This window comes from Allobosea sp. NPDC055353, assembly GCF_053644975.1.
Genome location: NZ_JBSHMC010000001.1, coordinates 2,778,335 through 2,794,888, shown reverse-complemented (window position 1 = coordinate 2,794,888; position 16,554 = coordinate 2,778,335). Strand labels below are relative to the sequence as shown.

Here is a 16,554-nt window from a genome sequence, read left to right as displayed (position 1 = left end):
TATTGGTGGAGCCGACAGACGCTTCAGCGTACTGAAGCGCTTGTCGGTTAACCTAGGCCTTCGATAGCCGTGACACGTTGGCTCGGACGGCGGATCGATATCTCCGCACGATCCGAATCGGGGTCGCGCCGCCAAGCAGGCTTTCCACGGCGGACTGAGCCGCCTTCACCTTTTCGGTCACCATCAGCTGCGCTTCGGCACCTGCCGCAGCCCCTCCGAACGAAAGCTTCGTTGTGCGAAGCCAGATCGCCTGCTGGCTCTCAAAAGCGAGCATTGACAGCTCGTAGAACAAGCTCAGTGGATTGCCCGAACCAACGGATTTAGCGGCCATCAGCGCGAAGCCTTGTAGAGCTTCGTCGCGATCTCGAACATCTCCTCGGGGGCGTAGTCCGGTGTGAATGCCGAGGGGACGCCCATCAGCTGGTGGATTTTTCCGCCTTCCGGCATGCCCTCGACGACTTCTAGCTCGCCGGGCGGATCGCCTGGCAGGGCCATCTCGCCATTGCCCCAGATACCGGACATCTCGGTGTAGTCGCCCGGGCTGAACGTGTAGAGGCGCCGATGCGAACCCTCTTGGAGGTACTTTTGGCACTCCGGGATCTTGTCGAGATTGATGTTCGGCGTCGGCAGCATCTTGGTGATGTCCACGCCCGTGATCTGCTTGAGCGCCAGGGCGTAGGCATGAGCATGCACGGAGCCGCGAACAAGAAGATACCCGCAAACCGCACGCCCCGTAGGATCGGTCAGTGTTTCATAGACCCGGAGCTTGTGCAGGCGGGCGCCGCATTCGAGATGGAAGTTATGCAGCAGATCCAAAACCACGTTGCCCGTCGTGGTGACGAAATCGGTATTCCATGACACGCCGTTGCTGTTGACGGGCGTCGCACCGCCGGCATTGGACAGGAAGGCCGCGGCGAGCCGCATGTCGGACATGTCGGCAAACGGCGCACCAGAGATGTCGCCGCCATCACCTGCATCTCCGTCCGGCTTGTCTGGCCCATTGGCGAGCATGACGATGCCATTGCTGACCAACTCAACATGGCCGAGTTCCTCGGCCGTAATGGCTGCGACGAGGCTGTAAAACGGCCGCAGCTTTTCCTTGCTGCGGAAATTGAAGCTCTGGAACATGTAGTTCCCGAGTGTGGACATTTCTCCGTATTTACCGCCCAGCAGCTCCTGAAGAGCGGCGGCTGCATTTGGATCCGCCTTCTTCGGCGGCGGCAGTTCGGCCTGTAGTTGATCGACCCGCATAAACATCGGCAATCTCCTTGAGCCCCAGCCGAAGGAGTAGTGGACGGTCTACTTAGATTTTCGGGAGTTGCCGGCGACGATTTGGTCGCGAGTGTCCTGATACTTATCAAACGGACCATCTCCAGAATGGTTCCTGAGCAAAGCACAATGCAATAAAAGTTGTTCGAGTACGGCCGCCTTTCGCTCTGAGGCTCCATTGGCCGCGTGCACGGATTCGCGTGGCCACTGGCTCAAAACCTGATAGTCGTCGCCTTCGAGCCACCCGTCATATTTGTCGACATCAGGAACTCCCTCTCAATGATAGTGCCGGCCCATCGCGGGCCTGGTTGCGCAGTTAGGGCCTTGGAACGGCCGTGCACGTCGCGTTCGACACGCTTGCGCCTTGAAGCAGCGGCCTCTGGGGGCGCTGGTGCTGCCTGAACAATGCTACCGGTGGTTTGGGTGTGTGTGCCGGTGTCGGCAATGGCGGCAATGGGGCCGCTGCCTGCGGAGGCGCGACCAGCGAGGCTGGCTCACAGTATGATCCTCGCAACTGAGAAGGGAGCGCCTTCTGAACGGCGCTCCCTCTTCAAATATGCTTCTGCCGTTCTACCAGGTGGTAAACCGCCCGCTGATGGCGGGAGCCGAAAAGTCTCAGGCGTGTGGGTCCAGAGTATCAGCCACTGCTTCCTTCTTGGCTTGCGGCAACAATGTCATCGCAAGAATGAATGCCGACAGGACGAAGCAGACGCTGTTGGTGACCATCAGAGGCCATTCTCCTAGTCCAACACCGTAGGCCGTCCAGAGAGCGAAGCCTGTTACGGTGAGGCTGTAAGTCACGGGCGAAATGGAGCTCGTGTCACGACTTCTCACGATGCGCCAAGCCTGGGGAACGAAGCTGATCATCGAGCACAATGCCGCCAGGGAGCCAACCATGTCTGGTCCTACGACTTTGTCGAGGACCGCACCCATGACGGGAGAAAATACCGGATGCTGAACGTCATCGACGAGTTCACGCATGAATGCCTGGCGATCCGCATCGACCGAAGGCTGAAGGCGATCGATGTCATCGACGTGCTCTCGGACCTGTTCATCTTGCGTGGTGTGCCGGAGCATATTCGTTCAGACAACGGTCCCGAGTTCGTCGCCAGGCCGTGCAGGAGTGGATCGGCGCGGTCGGTGCCAAGACCGCCTACATTGCGCCCGGCAGTCCCTGGGAGAACGGCTTCATCGAGTCGTTCAATGCCCGGTTGCGCGACGAAATCCTCGACGGCGAGATCTTCTACACCCTCGCCGAAGCGAAGATCGTCATCGAAAGCTGGCGGCGGCACTTCAACACTGTGCGCCCGCATGGCTCGCTCGGATACAAGCCTCCCGCCCCGGAGGTCTTCATCCCCGCCATGACCGCGCGGGCGGCTGCGCAACCCGGACCAGCTACACCGCCTGCGCTGGCCGCAAGGCCAACTATCCACTAACAATCGCCTTGGACCAGTCGGCGGGGGCGGGTCAGTATAGCTCTTCAAGAGTCATGGAGGTCTCGTGGGTAGGGCGCCGGTCCTAGTGCGGCATTTGCGGATTAGCTCTCCTCTAACGAGTTCCCGCAAGATTCGTTTCAGGGCAAATTTCTGGGAGCGGCCGCTTCCCCACGCTTAGCTTTCGCGCGCTACATCGACGCGAGCCGCGAGAAGCTTCGCTGCCGCAACAAGCACAGCCTCGGGTGGCACCATCTCTTCTTGCAGATGCCATTCCACATAGTCCCGCGTGCATCCTGAATGCTGCATGAGCATCGCAATCCAGTCATGTCCAGGGAATGCGCCGTTCATACGCAAGGCCAGTTCGCGGCCGGTCGTGATCGGTTCTACCGGGTCCATAACGCGCCTCACTTGCTACGCTTCAGTCTTTGTAGAGCTTGCCGATGTTTCCTGGCAGGCCCGAGAATGGTAGGTCGTCCGGCCGCAGCAAACTTTGGTCTTCCTCAGGGCCATGCGAGTTTTCGCCTTTATGGGCGTCGTGCCACCGGCGTATCTGTGAGGTAAGGCGCCTAAGCTCCCGCGCCTCCTCAGATCCCTCCGGCGCGTCACTGATGGCCGCCGCTCGTTTTACAGCGGCTCGATAGTCTGAATGATTGGAAATGGGCATCGCCGTTTTCTCCTACGAATGACGCCCCCCTGGATATGCAACGGATCAGCATCTTAAGAGGTCCCCTGATTTGTCAGGGGCATCGCAAGCCCGTTTGACGCGTGGAACCATCGCGCTCCGGGCGCGTCCAACCTGCGCGACTTTTGCTCCGAAGCGGACGGTAAATGATGACTAAACCAAACCCGTTTGCCATCCTCGAAGACCCGCAGGAAATTGCACGAGCCGAGAGGGCGACCGAAATTGCCTGGAGTTACGTGGAGGCGGGCATTCCATCTGCGGAGAGACAGCGGCAGCGTACGCGTATGGTGTATGTGGTCGTGTCGCTCGCAATCGAGCGGGCGGACGCACCGGACGAGCTTGCGCATCGGGCGATCCGGCGATTTCAGGAGCGGCAGCTCCGCCGCTGAAAGCGCAGCGTAGCTAATTTCACAGACAGCATTCGAAGGTAGCAGAAACCCAATCCCATCATCGGGCTTCTGCTTGACCGACAATGAGATGCCACATCGGCAGGGAAGCGCGCCAAACGACCCCCCGAGAAAACTTGGCCAGGCGGCCATGACGATGAACCAACGACAGGCACAATCTCCCTGGGCTGCGCTATCTCAAAAAAATGGCTCGGCCGAAGTGCGAGTTTCGACCGAGCCGGCCCATTCTGAGCGACGCTAAGGCGGTGCCATGCCTCAGACATTAGAAAGCTTCTAAAACAAAAGCGGTTCCGCCAGATTGCGCGAACCTTTTCAACGCTATAGCCGGCGGGACACAGCGCTGTCTTTAATTAGAAGAATTAGGAACAGGTACCTCGGCGGATGAGTTTGAGACTCATCGCACAATCGTGTGCGCAAGCGGAGGAACCCACATGAACCGTACTATCCTCGGAATGGTCGCTGCGTCCGCTCTCGTCGCGAGCTCGGCTGCGTTTGCTCAGAGCACCACCGTCACGATCAGCCAGCCCGAACGAACCAAGATCAGGGAATACGTGGTCAAGGAAAAGGTGAAGCCGGTGATGATCAAGGAGAAGGTCACGGTCGGCGCTACCCTTCCCGCCGACGTTGAGCTTCGTACGGCCCCCGCCGATTGGGGCACGAGCGTCAGCAAGTACAGCTACGTCTATACCGACAACCACGTCGTGCTGGTTGAGCCTTCCAGCCGGAAGATCATTCAGATCATCGAGTGATCGACGCAATCGAAGCCGGGCTCAGTCCCGGCTTCTTTGTTTAGGCAAAGGTGCCGCGGACGGCGCTGCCTCTGGCCAAAGGCTTGGATTATGGATCGCAGATCATTCATTCTGACGTTGTTCGGAGGGTCAATTGCGGCCGCGAGCGGTAGTGTGCTCGCCATTGAGCCCGCAAGCTCCGCGACGTTGGCGCCTGATGTCGCCGAAGCACTCGAATCCGCTGACGCTGAATTCTCCCAATACCGTCATCACAGCAGGCCAGTCCGCCGCGGCCCACCGCCACATGCCCACGGGCGAGGTCCGAGACGCTATTGGCGTCACCGGCGCGGGCCGCCGCACGGTTACTTTCGCCGCCGGCATCGGCGCTACCGCCACCATCGCTGGTGATAGATCGCTCCGTCAGCGGGGGATGGCGGAGCATTACGGACCCTGAAACTGTCCGCGACAGACAGTTGCAACAGAGCTGTATCAAGGAGGCGACCATGAACGGTGTCATTTATATCGTCGGCTTAATCGTGGTGGTCCTGGCCATCCTGTCGTTCCTCGGTCTTCGATAGGAATTCGCCATGTCCATGTCTGGAACAGACGTCGTCGTCGCTCCCGTGACCGTCAACAAGGAGAACCGCTCCTATGTGCAATGGGGCCCAATCCTCGGCGGCGCGGTCATCGCGACAGCCATCTCGACCATCATGACTGTCTTCGGATCGGCGATCGGTCTGTCGATGGTCTCCGCCGATTTCGAGAAGAGCTCCAGCGCTACGGCGTTGGCCGTCGCCGCTGGGCTTTGGGCGCTCTGGGTCATGGCCTCGGCAACCATGGCCGGCGGCTATCTCGCGGGGCGGATGCGCCAGCCGAGCTTCGATGCCAATGGCGAGGAGCGCAAGGTGCGCGACGCGACCCATGGCCTGCTCGTCTGGGCAACCGGAGCGCTTCTGATCACCGTCGTCGCGACATCGTCGCTGTTCGGCGCGGCCAAGACCGCGGTCAGCGGCGTCGCCAGTGCGAGTTCGGGCGTAACCTCGCTGGTTTCGCAGAATGTCGATCCGCTCGCGATGGCGCTCGACAACGTCATGCGCGCCAGCGGTCAGCAGCCGCCGACCGCACAGGAACGTGACGAAGCCTCCCGAATCTTCGTCAGCGCGTTGAAGAACGGCAAGATCGAGCAGGCCGACCGGGATTATCTGGCCTCCCGCCTCGCCGCGCGGTCCGGCATCAGCGAGCAGGATGCGCAGAAGCGCATCGACGACGCCTATGCCCGGCTGTCGCAGGCCAAGGAAACCGCCAAGCAGGCGGCCGAGCGTGCACGCAAGATCGCAGTCTTGACCGCCTTCCTGACCGCGGCTGCGCTGCTGGTGGGAGCGGCTGCGGCGGCCTGGGCGGCAACGCTCGGCGGCGAGCATCGCGACGAGAACCTGCGGATCGATCCATCCCAGATCTAGTACCTGGGAACTTTGCGCAATACCGCAGTTTCACCGGCCTGTCTTGCCAGACAGAAATCCTCGGACTGCCCCGTTGGCCTTGGCTGGCGGGGCTTTTTTGTGCGCTAGGGTGACTAGTTTGGCTCGGAGGCAGGGTTTCGCCCAACGAACCGCGTAGCAGTGATGTTCCGATTGAGACGGAACTTAAGGAGAGCGGGGATTGTTGCGGGGTATCCATCAAAGGAGGATCGTATGACGACCAAAGAAGACAGGCTGCTTCAATGGCTGCGTGACGCTCACGCGATGGAGAAGCAGGCGGAGACCATGCTTTCCGCCCAGGCCAGCCGGATCGTCAGCTATCCCGAGCTGAAGCAGAAGATCGAGGACCATCTGGCCGAGACCCGGCGACAGGCGGATATGCTGCAATCCTGCATCGAGCGCCGGGGCGGTGACACGTCCACCCTCATGGACTTGATGGGGCGCTTCGCCGCGATGGGCCAGGGGCTTGGTGGGGCCGTCATGGATGACGAAGTCATCAAGGGCTCTATGGCGAGCTACACCTTCGAGCACATGGAGATTGCGGCGTATGAGGTTCTTATCGCAGCGGCTGAAGCCTGCGGCGATCCGGAGACGGCCGCGGTTTGTCAGCGCATTCTCAACGAGGAAACCGCAATGGCGGCCTGGCTTGGCGAGAACCTCAGCTCCGTCACCCAGAAATTTCTGTCGTTTGACGAACGCGACGACGCCAGTGCGAAACGCTGATTCCCGGACCTCTGAAAAGCGAGGCCCATCCATGTTCAAGGTGCACAGCTGCGGGAGCAGGCGGACGCGTGACGAAGCGATCCGACGCCTTGGGAATAAGGGATTGGTTCCGGGAGAGACGGACGCCTTGTGGCAGGTTATCGAAGCCTACAATGAAGCAGCCCGTCTGTTCAGGCACCGACCCGCCAATGATAACGTCTCGCCTGCTCTGATCGGAGGCGGCTGGGGAAGCGGCGATTTCGACTGATCGGCCGCTCTATTCACCGCGTTAAGGCTCGACGCTTTTACCAGGCGCTCCGTTTGCCGGGGTGAGCCCGTCGCTGCCCAGCGTGTGCTTGCATCGGTGAAGAGGCCCGGTGTCGCCTCGGCCGTGCCGGGCCTTTGATATGTACCTGCTGGGGAATACGAGCGTATGCTGGCGTGCACTGGCAGGCCTTAAAGCGTTGGTAGAAGGGCGACGATCATGAGGCTTTGCTGTGTTCCGCGCTCACCGCCGCGGGACCAGCGGTGTCCCCACAACCGCGGGCCTTCTCTTCGACGAATTTCAACCGCGTCGCCGCGGTGTTCGGCAGCTTGCGCTCATCCAGCCATGCCAGAAATTCGTCCGGCCGGATGGTGACAATCTGAAGTGCTCTGCCGCGAGCAAGCCATGCGTTCATGACTTCTAGCGCGCTCGCATACCAAACCTCGTAATCCCTAGGCATCTCATCGTGGTCCTGCGCGAGTTGCCAAAGGCGATCAAAATCCGCGCGCTCGTACCACGGCAGAACTGCCGTGTACGTCTCGACTGTGGGTTTCACTTAAGGGCCGATCGTCCGCGTGCGACGCGGGAAACGAGGATGGAGGCTGTCAGTAACAGACAGTCATCGAGAATCCACTCGACGTTATTCGGTCAAAGCAGTCAATCCGACGCTTACTCATTTTCCGGTTCTAACCCAATCGGCTCAGCTCACACGCCGACCATACCAACGTTTTAGCTTAGCCCACGCTCCAACATGATTTGAAGTCCCGATAGATTCTACGTTATTGATACACGCAGTGTCTCGAAAGTGCTTTTCGGCCTCAGGCGTGAATTTGACGTCGGCTCCAATTCGTCGAGCCATGCGCTGCGCGGTCTCAAGAACCGCTCCGATATCTGGAGAGTGTCCATAGGTCGAACCTGTGACGTCACGCACCGCGAACTCGGCGTCGATCCGGCAGACCGTCAAGATTTGCGACATGAAAGTTCCCGACTGAGACGGCCTGAAACCTTTCGAAAGGGCTTCGGTTCCATCGTCGGGCAATGATTTTAGGCCGCTTCCTGCAAATCCAAGCGTCCTGTTACAGCCAGATATCGGTCGCTCGAATGCACAACGGCGACCAAAATGCGGGCTCCGTCGTCGCATTCGACCCGAAGGCGGTCATGAAGCAAAGCGGGGTCGAGTTGGGATGTATCACAGAGCAGGTAACCTGCTCGGGCGTCATCATAAGTGCTACCGAACTGAAAAGTGATAGGGAGCCTGCGCCCGTCGCGCAGGATCAGATGGCCCTTACCGGTATGCATGACAGGTCTCCGCCTGGGCGGCGTCAATGAGCGCCGCCAGCGGTCATTTCCAAAAGCGGCATGGAGACAACTGCAGGGGCAGTATGCGCTTCCTATGGGGCGTGTCGATGTCTTTTGATGGGATTAGGGATTGCCAAATTGCTAGGTTTCTCGCGGACCATCGTTCGTGGGCGGATCGATATCGTGGCTCTGGAAAGCGATGTGGCCTCGATAGATGATGCGTTCGGCCTGTTGGACTAGGAACGTCAACTCGCCGCGTTCTCCATCAGCAAGTGCGTCATGAGCCGCCTCTGAGAATGCCTTCCTGCCCTCGGCACGGGCAGATTTATCATCCGGCAGATCAAGGTCGACATAATGCGAACCGCCGTTGTCAGTGAGGAAGCGATAGGTCGGCATAAAGCGCTCGATGGTTAGTGCCAGGAGGTGGCGTCATCATGGGTTTCGTCCCACTGCATGATGGCCTGCACCAGCGCAGCTAATTCAGCAGCCTGTGGGGAGCCTTCCGGATAGTCGGCCAACTCACGGACACGCTGCGTCGCAGCCTCATACTCGTCGACCGAAGTGATCCGGTGAGCGCACCGGTCATTGGCCGGCTTCGGCTTCATGGGTGTGGTGACGTGCTCGAACGGCATGGCATTTCTCCCTTTGTCCGCACCAAACGGCCCCGAGGAGCACACGGTTCCAAGGAACGATTCCGCTCGCCGTCCGTTCGCGACTCGTTGCGTTGTGGTGTTGCGTCAGGAGTTGGCCATGGCCGGTCACCGTGCCCAGTGGAAGGGCTTCATCAAATTCGGCGAAGTGAACTGCGGGGTGGGGCTCTACACTGCCGCCAGCACCTCCGATCGCATCGCGTTTCACACCCTCAACAAAGCCACTGGCAATCGCGTCAACCGCGTCTTCGTTGACAGCGAGACCGGCAAGCCGGTCGAACGCGAAGAGCAAACCAAGGGATTCGAGGTCGAGAACGGCCAATACATCATGATCGATCCGGAGGAGGTTGCGGCCACTGTTCCGGAGAGCGACAAGACGCTCGCCATCGATACCTTCATCCCCTGCTCCGACGTCGATGACGTCTATTTCGATAAGCCGTATTACCTCGTGCCGACCGACCGAGTGTCATCCGACGCTTTCACTGCTTTGCGCGACGCCATGGCAAAATCGAAGGTCGCGGCCATCGCTCAAACAGTTCTATTTCGGCGCGTGAGAACGGTTTTGATCCGTGCGCATGGCAAGGGCCTGATCGCGACGACGCTGCAGTACGATTACGAGGTGCGTTCGTCGGAGAAGGCGTTCGAGGAGATGCCAAAGCTTCGCATCAAGGGCGAGATGCTCGACCTGGCCAAGCACATCATCGCCACGAAGAAGGGGGCGTTCGACCCCGCCGAATTCGACGACCGGTACGAAGCCGCGCTTGGAGAGCTGGTGAAAGCCAAGATTGAAGGCAAGGCGGTCCCGCGGCGAAAGGAAGTCAAAGTTTCCAAGCCGAACGACCTCCTCGCGGCCTTGCGAGAGAGCGCCAAGGCGATGGCGCAGGGCTCGCGCGGTAGCACGGCGGCAAATGCCAACAGGCGTACGTCGCGCGACGCTAAACGCGCTCCCACCGCTGGCTCTCGCGATCAACAGCGCAAGGCAAGTTGAGGAGGTTTGCCATGGCTATGCGCCCCTATTGGAAAGGGTACCTCAAGCTCTCGCTCGTCACCTGCCCTGTCGCGATGTCGCCTGCCACGTCGGAGAGCGAGAAGGTTCGCTTCCACACCTTGAACAAGGTGACCGGCAATCGGGTCGTTTCGCAATATATCGACTCGGTCACCCGCAAGCCGGTCAAGGAAGACAACGAGGTCAAGGGTTACGAGCGAGGCGAGAACGACTACGTCATGCTGACCGAGGATGAGCTCGACGCTGTCGCGCTCGATACCGTCAAGACCATCGATATCGAGAAGTTCGTGCCGCGCGACAGCATCGAATGGATCTACCTCGAAAAACCTCACTACCTGATTCCTGACGATCCGGTCGGCCACGAAGCGTTCGCGGTCATTCGAGACGCGATGGCGAGCGACAAGGTTCTAGGCATCTCGCGTCTGGTCATCGGCAGGCGCGAGCGAGCAATCGTGCTGGAGCCGCGCGGTGAGGGCATTGTGCTCTGGACACTCAGGTTCGGGGATGAGGTCAGACCGGAAGCCTCATACTTCGCCAAGGTCCCTGACAAAGCCGATGCGAGCCTGGTCCCACTCGTGCAGAGCTTCATCAAGGGGCATACCAAGACCTGGTCGGCCGACATGGTCTCGGACCCCGTTCAGAGCGCGCTTTTGGATATCATCGCTGAAAAGAAGAAGGCCTTGCGGCGGGCCCGGAAGGGGAAAGCGAAGGTGGTGGACGACAAGAGCGAAAGCAATGTCATCGACATCATGGAAGCTCTTCGTCGGAGCCTCGCTCCCCGAGGAGGCAAGCAGCGAGCGTCCTGAGAAACCGTACGGGAACTGACTCGATCGAGCGAACCCGGCCGGCCGAGCGCCTTGGTGGCGTCAGTTCTTTCGAAGTTTGCCCAGGTTGCCGGGCAAACCCGTGACAGCCATGTCGTCGGGTGTGAGAAAGCCCTCATCTGTTTCGGGACCGTGAGCGTTCTGCCCTTTGTGAGCTTCATCCCACTCTCGGATTTCTGAAACCAGCCGCTGGTACTCCCGCCCCTGCTCGGAGTCCGAAAGCGCGTCGCTCAAGGCCGCAGCCCGATGGACTTTCGCCTGATATTCCTCGTGGCTGCCAATGCGCATGATAGCCTCCTGATGATGAGCCGATGGCTCGGGCATTCCGCTCAGGGCTTCAGCCTTGGGGCCTGTAGATCCGTTGGGGTTTTCTGTCAAACGGCCCGCAAAGTTGCCCCCCGATCGGCGTCCAATGTTGACCCCTTGAGTATGCTTCACGGCGAGGAGGCGGCGCGGCGGAGCTGGTCTGGATTGCGCAGCCGCGCCGGCTCCGGATCGGTGGTGTGCGGGGAACTCAGAGCCTGTTCTTGAAGCGCCAGCTTTCGTTGCCGGTCTCGACGATGTCGCAGTGATGGGTCAGCCGGTCGAGGAGCGCGGTGGTCATCTTGGCGTCGCCGAAGACGGACGGCCATTCGCCGAAGGCGAGGTTCGTGGTGACGATGACGGAGCTCTGCTCGTAGAGCCTGCTGACCAGGTGGAAGAGCAGTTGCCCGCCGGACTGGGCGAAGGGCAGATAGCCGAGTTCGTCGAGGACGATGAAGTCCATGCGGGCGAGATAGTCGGCCATGCGGCCCTGGCGGCCGGCGCGGGCTTCGGCCTCGAGCTTGTTGACGAGATCGACGACGTTGAAGAAGCGGCCGCGAGCGCCGGCACGTATGCAGGCCCGGGCGATCGCGATGGCAAGATGGGTCTTGCCGGTCCCGGTGCCTCCGACCAGGACGACATTGCGCTGATGAGCCAGGAAGTTGCCGCCGGCGAGATCATGGACGAGCGCCTCGTTGATCGGCGTGCCGTCGAAGGCGAAGTCGGCGATGTCCTTGGCGAGCGGCAGCTTGGCGATGGTGATCTGATACTTGATCGAACGGGCCTGCTTCTCGGCGATCTCGGCGGCGAGCAGATCGCCGACGACGCGCTGCGGCTCGTGCTGGCGCTTCACCGCCGAGGCGATGATCTCGTCGAAGGCGGCCTTCATGCCATAGAGCTTGAGCTCGCCCATGGTGGCGAGAATCTCCGAGCGTTCCATCACACGGCTCTCCTGAGGCTGTCGTAGCGGGCACAATCGGCGGCGGGCTCATGGCGCAAGCGCAAGGCATCGGGCGTCATGATCGTGATCGCTGCCGCCGGCTCGCGGCGCCGGGCCAGGATGTTGATGATCACGTCGGCGGAGTGGACGCCTTGCCGCAGAGCGTCCGCGCAGGCGGCTTCTACTGCGGACAATCCGTCACTCAGCACCGCTGTGAGGATCTCGACCATCTGCCTGTCGCCGTCTTGAACGGCCGCGAGCTTGCGCCGGACCCGGTCGATCGCACCGGGCAAGACCCAGTCCTTGAAGGGCGCTCCGTTCCGCAGGGCGCCCGGCTTGCGAGCCAGTACCGGGACATAGTGCCAGGGATCGTAGATGGTCTGGTCGCGGCCATAGCAGCGGGGATGCTCGCCGACGATACGCCCGTCCTGGCGCAACTCGATCCGATCGGCATAGGCGCGGATCTCGACGGGGCGCCCGACCGCACTCGCGATGACCGAGTACTTGTTGTTGTCGAAGCGCACGAGACAGGTCTTCGACACCGAGGCAGGCAGCGAGTGGAAGCCGTCGAACCGCCCCGCGTAAGGCACCAGGCTCGGGCGCTCGGCTTCGAACATCTCCCAGATCGTACGGTCACGTTGCTCCGGATGGCGGTGGGCCTTGGCGTAGCGAAGCACCTGATCCAGCAGCCAGGCGTTCAACTCGTCGTAGTTCTTGACCCGCAGGCGCGGGGCGAAGAAGCGCTCCCGCACGAGCCCGACCTGGTTCTCGACCTGCCCCTTCTCCCAGCCCGAGGCCGGCGTGCAAGCGACTGGATCGACCAGGTAATGGCTGCACATCTGCTGGAAGCGGCGATTATAGGCACGCTCCTTGCCGACGAAGATCGTCTCTACCGCAGTCTTCATGTTGTCGTAGATGCCGCGCGTGCAGGCGCCCTTGAAGAAGGCGAAGGCCCGGTCATGGGCATCGAAGACCATCTCCTGGCTCTCGCGCGGATAGGCCCGCACGAACAGCATGCGCGAGTGACAGAGCCGGACATGCGCCACCTTCACCTGGGTCGTGGCGCCATTGATGACGACGATCTCGTGGCTCCAGTCGAACTGGTAGGCCTCGCCGGGCGCGAAGCTCAAAGGCACATAGGCGTCGGCCGTGACGGCGGATTGCTCGCGGCGCCAGCCTCGCGCATAGCGACGAACGGCATCGTAGCCGCCCTCGTAGCCGAGATCCCGCAGCTCTTCAAAAAGACGGATCAGCGTCAGGCGCTCGCGGGCCGGCTTGCCGTCGTTCGCCATCAGCAGCCGATCCAGCTCAGGGCGCCAGGGCCCGATCTTCGGCTGCGGCTGAACCTTGCGCTCATACTCGAACGACGTCGCGCCAGAGCGCAGCACCTTCCGAACCGTGTTCCGAGAGACATGCAGCTCGCGGGCGATCTCCTTGATCGTCTTCCCGCGGATCGAAAACTCGCGCCGGATCCGCGCAATCGTATCCACGCCCTTCATCCCCCGCCCGCCCATCCGAAACCAGGACGGGCAGTCTCACCGAAACCGGCTCAAGGGGGTCAAAGTTGGAAGCCGATCCCCCGCCTCACGGGGTCAAACTTGCACGCCGAAACACAGTTTTCGGAGCGTCTCTCGGATCGACCTGACCGGACTGCAATTCACGCTGTGTCTGCATGTGGTTGATGTTGAAGCCGACAAAAATCGCGATGATGATGAACGCCATAATGGCGACCACGCCGATACCAACTTTCTTCGCGACTTTCGGCGGGGGTGGCTTTTCGAGCGTCATCGCGACCTCTCCAATCAGTACTTCTGATAGGCCACGAAAGCGGTCAGGAAAGGCAAACCGAGCCGCCCGGCGGTCCCCTTCACGAGCGTCCCGGTTTCGTCGATCCGATAAAACCTGTCGTCGAAGTTGAGCTTCGTGGTGTCACCGTCTTTGCGGGGGACATTGCGCGTGTACGTCCAATGAAAAGCACAGCCTGACGCTGTGCCCTCGGCTTTGCCGTCCAGGGTGGGTTCCGTGCCTTCGAATTTCCCGTCACCCAGCGACTTTATGAGCCAGTTGATCTGGTCGGTATGGCCGTCATCGAATGTCCACGTCTCGGAAAAGGCGAATGTTCCGTCGGCCTTTTCTCGCCCGAGGGCCTTTAAAGAGGCTCGACGCTGCAAGCCGCCTAACGGGCCTTCAAGCATCGCCCAACCCGTGATTCGACTGCTGAAAAAGTCGCTGGGATCGAAAGCAGGTAGGGTGCCTGCAAACTCGTCGATGTTCATCCGCGCTGTCCTCCGTCTGGAGGCAACCCGCACGGAACGGGATAGTTCGAATGCAATGCGCCGGAGCGTTCTCTCGGAGGCCTTCCCGCGTTCTAGTGCACCTTATCCTGTTCACCGGGGGAGTGGATAAACCAGCCGAACCATGCTGCCGCGCCAGCAGCATGACCAGGGTCGATTTGCCCGAGCCGTTGTGGCCGATCAGCCCGACGGCGCGCCGGGCCGGCAAGGTCAGCGTCAGCGGTTGGCGCAGGCCGGCGAACTCGGAATACGCATCGTTGTAGAGCGTGATGCCATCGACGCCCCATAACATGACGATCGGGACCGGCGATCGCAGGAGCATCGTGGTCGCAGTGCGTAGGCTCTGTGGCCAGTGGTCAGCGGCGCCGATTGGTGTCGAACTCCAGTCGATGGTCGCGATGAGCCTGCCAGTATCACTATCTAAAGGCAGAAAGCCGAAGGCCGTTGTGGGTGCCAATGTGTCCTTAAACTAGTGCTCTCAGAGTGCGGTTGCTGAGGTTTGGACTAACTATCTCGTTTCCTGCCCGCAGGTTCAGGGCCAGGTTGACGATACTCGCTTCTGAGCGAGACGTGCCTTCTTCAGGCAAACCGTGCCGCCGGGAGGTCCCCGAAGCCGCTCCCCAAGGTCTGCTTTCCGGCGACAGCCCAACGTCCGAAGTTGGCGCAACGCAGCCAAGAGCCTCTTAGTTGGCCCGAAGGTCCGGGTTGGGCGGAATTCAGAAGCTCGTCAGCCTGCGACCGCCGGGATAAGTGCACCAACAGCTGACAATGGCACGCAGCTTGGAACCGGAGATTTGCGATCTGTCCGAAGGACCGCCGGTTCCGACCCGTCTTCCCCGCTACAGCTTAGGTGCGGCTCTGGCAAGCGACCCTGGACGTTAAATGTTCGAGCGAAACTCGCTGGGTGTGCGGCCAGTCGCCTTCTGGAAGGCCCGCGCGAAATTGGCGGGAGAGGAATATCCCATCTCTGCCGAAACACGGGTAATCGAGCCATTCATGTGCCGGAGCAGCTCGGTCGCTCGCTGTAGCCGTGCCGCGTTCGCCAGGCTGCGAAAATCCGTGCCAGCCCGATTAAGCTCACGTTGCAACGTCCGGACGCTTGTGCCCATCGGCCGCGCAGCACGATCGATCGACACACTGCCGGTGAGAACCTGGGCCCGAATCTGCTCCATGACGACGTCGAGCAGATCCCGTGGAGCACCGCCGGGCCGGTCTCGCGCCACATCCTCGATGGTGACGATCGGCCATGACGCGCGGCGCGGCGTAGCAGACAAATGATGGCGTTCCACGACAACGGTCACCGCGGGCGCATTGAAAATGACCGGGCATTGGAAGAGATCTTCGAACAGGCCGGTCTGGTGCGGCCTTTTGATATCCAGCTCGATGCGCAGTGGCCGCCAGTCGTAAGGCAAATAGGCCCTGAACACACTCAGCAGAACGCCGGCAGCCGCGCCGGCGAGCATGTCGTAGCCAGCGTGGCCGGACAAGGCGAAGACATAGCTGTACCGTGCTTCGTCGCCGACGATCGCGACCGACATCCTGTCATCTGTGCTGTGATAGCATAGGGCCGCAATCGCCCGCGCGATGGCTTGGCCGAGGGTGTCGGCTCCCAATAGGTAGCGCCCAAAACTGCCATAGTTGGCAGCGTCCATCATGGGGGCGATCAGGAGCCCGAGATTGGGCTCGCCAGCCGCTCTTGCGGCGGCATTCACGAAGCTGATGACGGCGGCATGCGGGATGAAGCAATTGCGGCCTTCAGTCAGCTCGATATCGAAGCCTGCCGCGCGGTTTGCCCGCAGAAGCGCTTTCTCCCCAATCTCCTGACGCAGGAATGCCGGCAGTCCGTGCAGGATATGGCTGGAGATGACCGAGACCTCAGCCACGCGCTGGTCGCTCCGGAACGCCGCAAGGTTGGCGCAAAATGAGTGGTCTCTAAATCCGATTGCTGCTTTGTCGCACAGTGGAAGTGCCGCGGGCAAACGGGAAAACCGGTTTTGGTCGTTGTCATAGCTTTGATATGCTTGAAGGGATGTCCGGCCGTGAGTGCGTGCAGTTTGACCGGTTCGGCCAGATCAGGGCGCGTCCTTATCAATCCCGCCGCGTCGGGAACGCCGGTTGTCGGCTCGTCCGCCCCCTGTCGCGCAAGAGCGGACGTTGCCGAAAGGCCAAAAGGCGGACATGCAAGCGGGTCTGGATCGGCCATTCCTGCATCGTCGATCATCGCCGAGGTCGCGTAGCGTTCACCTGCGACCTACGCGCGCTTGACCACAA

General features: G+C 60.9%; 20 protein-coding genes and 1 pseudogene. 7 read left to right on the top strand and 14 right to left on the bottom strand.

The window, feature by feature from the left end:
- Nucleotides 1-52 precede the first annotated feature (52 nt).
- The 3 genes from ACWIEX_RS12975 to ACWIEX_RS12965 all read right to left on the bottom strand — a co-directional run bounded on the left by ACWIEX_RS12975 (nucleotide 53) and on the right by ACWIEX_RS12965 (nucleotide 2,136).
- Nucleotides 53-331, bottom strand: coding sequence for a hypothetical protein (locus tag ACWIEX_RS12975; protein WP_454033392.1), 279 nt, complete (start codon nucleotides 329-331; stop codon nucleotides 53-55).
- Nucleotides 331-1,257: a manganese catalase family protein gene (locus ACWIEX_RS12970; RefSeq protein ID WP_454033391.1), complete on the bottom strand. Its 927-nt coding sequence runs from the start codon at nucleotides 1,255-1,257 to the stop codon at nucleotides 331-333. The genes ACWIEX_RS12975 and ACWIEX_RS12970 overlap by 1 nt, the downstream gene beginning before the upstream one ends.
- 627 nt (nucleotides 1,258-1,884) lie before the next feature.
- Nucleotides 1,885-2,136, bottom strand: a complete 252-nt coding sequence (locus tag ACWIEX_RS12965) for a SemiSWEET family sugar transporter (protein WP_454033511.1) — start codon at nucleotides 2,134-2,136, stop codon at nucleotides 1,885-1,887.
- Between the two features lie 24 nt (nucleotides 2,137-2,160).
- Between ACWIEX_RS12965 and ACWIEX_RS12960 the strand changes: the two are divergent.
- A pseudogene (locus tag ACWIEX_RS12960) lies at nucleotides 2,161-2,705 on the top strand (integrase core domain-containing protein); the annotation flags it as partial.
- Between the two features lie 174 nt (nucleotides 2,706-2,879).
- On the opposite strand, the gene ACWIEX_RS12955 reads toward ACWIEX_RS12960, so the two are convergent.
- Entirely contained in the window at nucleotides 2,880-3,101 is a 222-nt protein-coding gene (locus tag ACWIEX_RS12955; RefSeq protein WP_454033390.1) for a hypothetical protein, read from the bottom strand.
- Nucleotides 3,102-3,533: 432 nt separating this feature from the next.
- Here ACWIEX_RS12955 and ACWIEX_RS12950 point away from each other — a divergent pair, with 432 nt between their 5' ends.
- The 4 genes from ACWIEX_RS12950 (at nucleotide 3,534) to ACWIEX_RS12935 (ending at nucleotide 6,723) form a co-directional block, all read left to right on the top strand.
- Nucleotides 3,534-3,776 carry a hypothetical protein gene (locus tag ACWIEX_RS12950; RefSeq protein ID WP_454033389.1) on the top strand — a complete coding sequence of 81 codons (243 nt, stop codon included), beginning with the start codon at nucleotides 3,534-3,536 and terminating at the stop codon, nucleotides 3,774-3,776.
- A gap of 449 nt (nucleotides 3,777-4,225) precedes the next feature.
- A complete protein-coding gene (locus ACWIEX_RS12945) occupies nucleotides 4,226-4,543 on the top strand; it encodes a DUF1236 domain-containing protein (protein WP_377840197.1) in 318 nt (105 codons plus the stop codon).
- 572 nt (nucleotides 4,544-5,115) lie between these two features.
- Nucleotides 5,116-5,982 (top strand): hypothetical protein, encoded by an 867-nt coding sequence (locus tag ACWIEX_RS12940; RefSeq protein ID WP_454033388.1) that lies wholly within the window; start codon nucleotides 5,116-5,118, stop codon nucleotides 5,980-5,982.
- Between the two features lie 231 nt (nucleotides 5,983-6,213).
- Nucleotides 6,214-6,723 carry a ferritin-like domain-containing protein gene (locus ACWIEX_RS12935; RefSeq protein ID WP_454033387.1) on the top strand — a complete coding sequence of 170 codons (510 nt, stop codon included), beginning with the start codon at nucleotides 6,214-6,216 and terminating at the stop codon, nucleotides 6,721-6,723.
- A gap of 461 nt (nucleotides 6,724-7,184) precedes the next feature.
- Here the strand turns inward: ACWIEX_RS12935 and ACWIEX_RS12930 are convergent, their stop codons facing one another.
- The 3 genes from ACWIEX_RS12930 to ACWIEX_RS12920 form a co-directional block, all read right to left on the bottom strand.
- Nucleotides 7,185-7,523, bottom strand: coding sequence for a hypothetical protein (locus ACWIEX_RS12930; protein ID WP_454033386.1), 339 nt, complete (start codon nucleotides 7,521-7,523; stop codon nucleotides 7,185-7,187).
- Between the two features lie 884 nt (nucleotides 7,524-8,407).
- Nucleotides 8,408-8,662, bottom strand: coding sequence for a DUF6894 family protein (locus ACWIEX_RS12925; RefSeq protein ID WP_454033385.1), 255 nt, complete (start codon nucleotides 8,660-8,662; stop codon nucleotides 8,408-8,410).
- A gap of 14 nt (nucleotides 8,663-8,676) precedes the next feature.
- Nucleotides 8,677-8,898, bottom strand: coding sequence for a hypothetical protein (locus ACWIEX_RS12920; RefSeq protein WP_454033384.1), 222 nt, complete (start codon nucleotides 8,896-8,898; stop codon nucleotides 8,677-8,679).
- Between the two features lie 118 nt (nucleotides 8,899-9,016).
- On the opposite strand from ACWIEX_RS12920, the gene ku (ACWIEX_RS12915) reads away from it, so the two are divergent.
- Nucleotides 9,017-9,904 (top strand): non-homologous end joining protein Ku, encoded by an 888-nt coding sequence (gene ku, locus ACWIEX_RS12915; protein WP_454033383.1) that lies wholly within the window; start codon nucleotides 9,017-9,019, stop codon nucleotides 9,902-9,904.
- An 11-nt stretch (nucleotides 9,905-9,915) separates the two neighbouring features.
- The gene (ku, locus tag ACWIEX_RS12910; RefSeq protein ID WP_454033382.1) at nucleotides 9,916-10,728 is read left to right on the top strand and encodes a non-homologous end joining protein Ku; all 813 of its coding nucleotides are present in this window, start codon (nucleotides 9,916-9,918) and stop codon (nucleotides 10,726-10,728) included.
- Between the two features lie 60 nt (nucleotides 10,729-10,788).
- Here ku (ACWIEX_RS12910) and ACWIEX_RS12905 read toward each other — a convergent pair whose 3' ends face one another.
- The 7 genes from ACWIEX_RS12905 to ACWIEX_RS12875 all read right to left on the bottom strand — a co-directional run bounded on the left by ACWIEX_RS12905 (nucleotide 10,789) and on the right by ACWIEX_RS12875 (nucleotide 16,166).
- On the bottom strand, nucleotides 10,789-11,034 hold the full coding sequence (locus tag ACWIEX_RS12905; RefSeq protein ID WP_454033381.1) for a hypothetical protein: 246 nt from the start codon (nucleotides 11,032-11,034) through the stop codon (nucleotides 10,789-10,791).
- 226 nt (nucleotides 11,035-11,260) lie between these two features.
- The gene (gene istB, locus ACWIEX_RS12900) at nucleotides 11,261-11,989 is read right to left on the bottom strand and encodes an IS21-like element helper ATPase IstB (RefSeq protein WP_449375368.1); all 729 of its coding nucleotides are present in this window, start codon (nucleotides 11,987-11,989) and stop codon (nucleotides 11,261-11,263) included.
- Complete coding sequence (gene istA, locus ACWIEX_RS12895; RefSeq protein ID WP_079592389.1) at nucleotides 11,989-13,488, bottom strand: IS21 family transposase; 1,500 nt, start codon at nucleotides 13,486-13,488, stop codon at nucleotides 11,989-11,991. Before istA ends, istB begins: the two co-directional genes overlap by 1 nt.
- Before the next feature lie 85 nt (nucleotides 13,489-13,573).
- Entirely contained in the window at nucleotides 13,574-13,777 is a 204-nt protein-coding gene (locus ACWIEX_RS12890) for a hypothetical protein (RefSeq protein ID WP_454033380.1), read from the bottom strand.
- Nucleotides 13,778-13,791: 14 nt separating this feature from the next.
- Nucleotides 13,792-14,265 carry a DUF3833 family protein gene (locus tag ACWIEX_RS12885; RefSeq protein ID WP_454033379.1) on the bottom strand — a complete coding sequence of 158 codons (474 nt, stop codon included), beginning with the start codon at nucleotides 14,263-14,265 and terminating at the stop codon, nucleotides 13,792-13,794.
- Nucleotides 14,177-14,575 (bottom strand): ATP-binding cassette domain-containing protein, encoded by a 399-nt coding sequence (locus ACWIEX_RS12880; RefSeq protein ID WP_454033510.1) that lies wholly within the window; start codon nucleotides 14,573-14,575, stop codon nucleotides 14,177-14,179. Before ACWIEX_RS12880 ends, ACWIEX_RS12885 begins: the two co-directional genes overlap by 89 nt.
- 586 nt (nucleotides 14,576-15,161) lie before the next feature.
- Nucleotides 15,162-16,166, bottom strand: coding sequence for an AraC family transcriptional regulator (locus tag ACWIEX_RS12875; protein ID WP_454033378.1), 1,005 nt, complete (start codon nucleotides 16,164-16,166; stop codon nucleotides 15,162-15,164).
- Nucleotides 16,167-16,554 lie beyond the last annotated feature (388 nt).

Excerpts from the sequence above, each read along its gene's own strand:
- ACWIEX_RS12975 (WP_454033392.1), bottom strand. The coding sequence starts at position 331 with ATGGCCGCTAAATCCGTTGGTTCGGGCAATCCACTGAGCTTGTTCTAC.
- ACWIEX_RS12970 (WP_454033391.1), bottom strand. The coding sequence starts at position 1,257 with ATGTTTATGCGGGTCGATCAACTACAGGCCGAACTGCCGCCGCCGAAG.
- ACWIEX_RS12965 (WP_454033511.1), bottom strand. The coding sequence starts at position 2,136 with ATGATCAGCTTCGTTCCCCAGGCTTGGCGCATCGTGAGAAGTCGTGAC.
- ACWIEX_RS12955 (WP_454033390.1), bottom strand. The coding sequence starts at position 3,101 with ATGGACCCGGTAGAACCGATCACGACCGGCCGCGAACTGGCCTTGCGT.
- ACWIEX_RS12950 (WP_454033389.1), top strand. The coding sequence starts at position 3,534 with ATGATGACTAAACCAAACCCGTTTGCCATCCTCGAAGACCCGCAGGAA.
- ACWIEX_RS12945 (WP_377840197.1), top strand. The coding sequence starts at position 4,226 with ATGAACCGTACTATCCTCGGAATGGTCGCTGCGTCCGCTCTCGTCGCG.
- ACWIEX_RS12940 (WP_454033388.1), top strand. The coding sequence starts at position 5,116 with ATGTCTGGAACAGACGTCGTCGTCGCTCCCGTGACCGTCAACAAGGAG.
- ACWIEX_RS12935 (WP_454033387.1), top strand. The coding sequence starts at position 6,214 with ATGACGACCAAAGAAGACAGGCTGCTTCAATGGCTGCGTGACGCTCAC.
- ACWIEX_RS12925 (WP_454033385.1), bottom strand. The coding sequence starts at position 8,662 with ATGCCGACCTATCGCTTCCTCACTGACAACGGCGGTTCGCATTATGTC.
- ACWIEX_RS12920 (WP_454033384.1), bottom strand. The coding sequence starts at position 8,898 with ATGCCGTTCGAGCACGTCACCACACCCATGAAGCCGAAGCCGGCCAAT.
- ku (WP_454033383.1), top strand. The coding sequence starts at position 9,017 with ATGGCCGGTCACCGTGCCCAGTGGAAGGGCTTCATCAAATTCGGCGAA.
- ku (WP_454033382.1), top strand. The coding sequence starts at position 9,916 with ATGGCTATGCGCCCCTATTGGAAAGGGTACCTCAAGCTCTCGCTCGTC.
- ACWIEX_RS12905 (WP_454033381.1), bottom strand. The coding sequence starts at position 11,034 with ATGCGCATTGGCAGCCACGAGGAATATCAGGCGAAAGTCCATCGGGCT.
- istB (WP_449375368.1), bottom strand. The coding sequence starts at position 11,989 with ATGGAACGCTCGGAGATTCTCGCCACCATGGGCGAGCTCAAGCTCTAT.
- istA (WP_079592389.1), bottom strand. The coding sequence starts at position 13,488 with ATGAAGGGCGTGGATACGATTGCGCGGATCCGGCGCGAGTTTTCGATC.
- ACWIEX_RS12890 (WP_454033380.1), bottom strand. The coding sequence starts at position 13,777 with ATGACGCTCGAAAAGCCACCCCCGCCGAAAGTCGCGAAGAAAGTTGGT.
- ACWIEX_RS12885 (WP_454033379.1), bottom strand. The coding sequence starts at position 14,265 with ATGAACATCGACGAGTTTGCAGGCACCCTACCTGCTTTCGATCCCAGC.
- ACWIEX_RS12880 (WP_454033510.1), bottom strand. The coding sequence starts at position 14,575 with ATGTTATGGGGCGTCGATGGCATCACGCTCTACAACGATGCGTATTCC.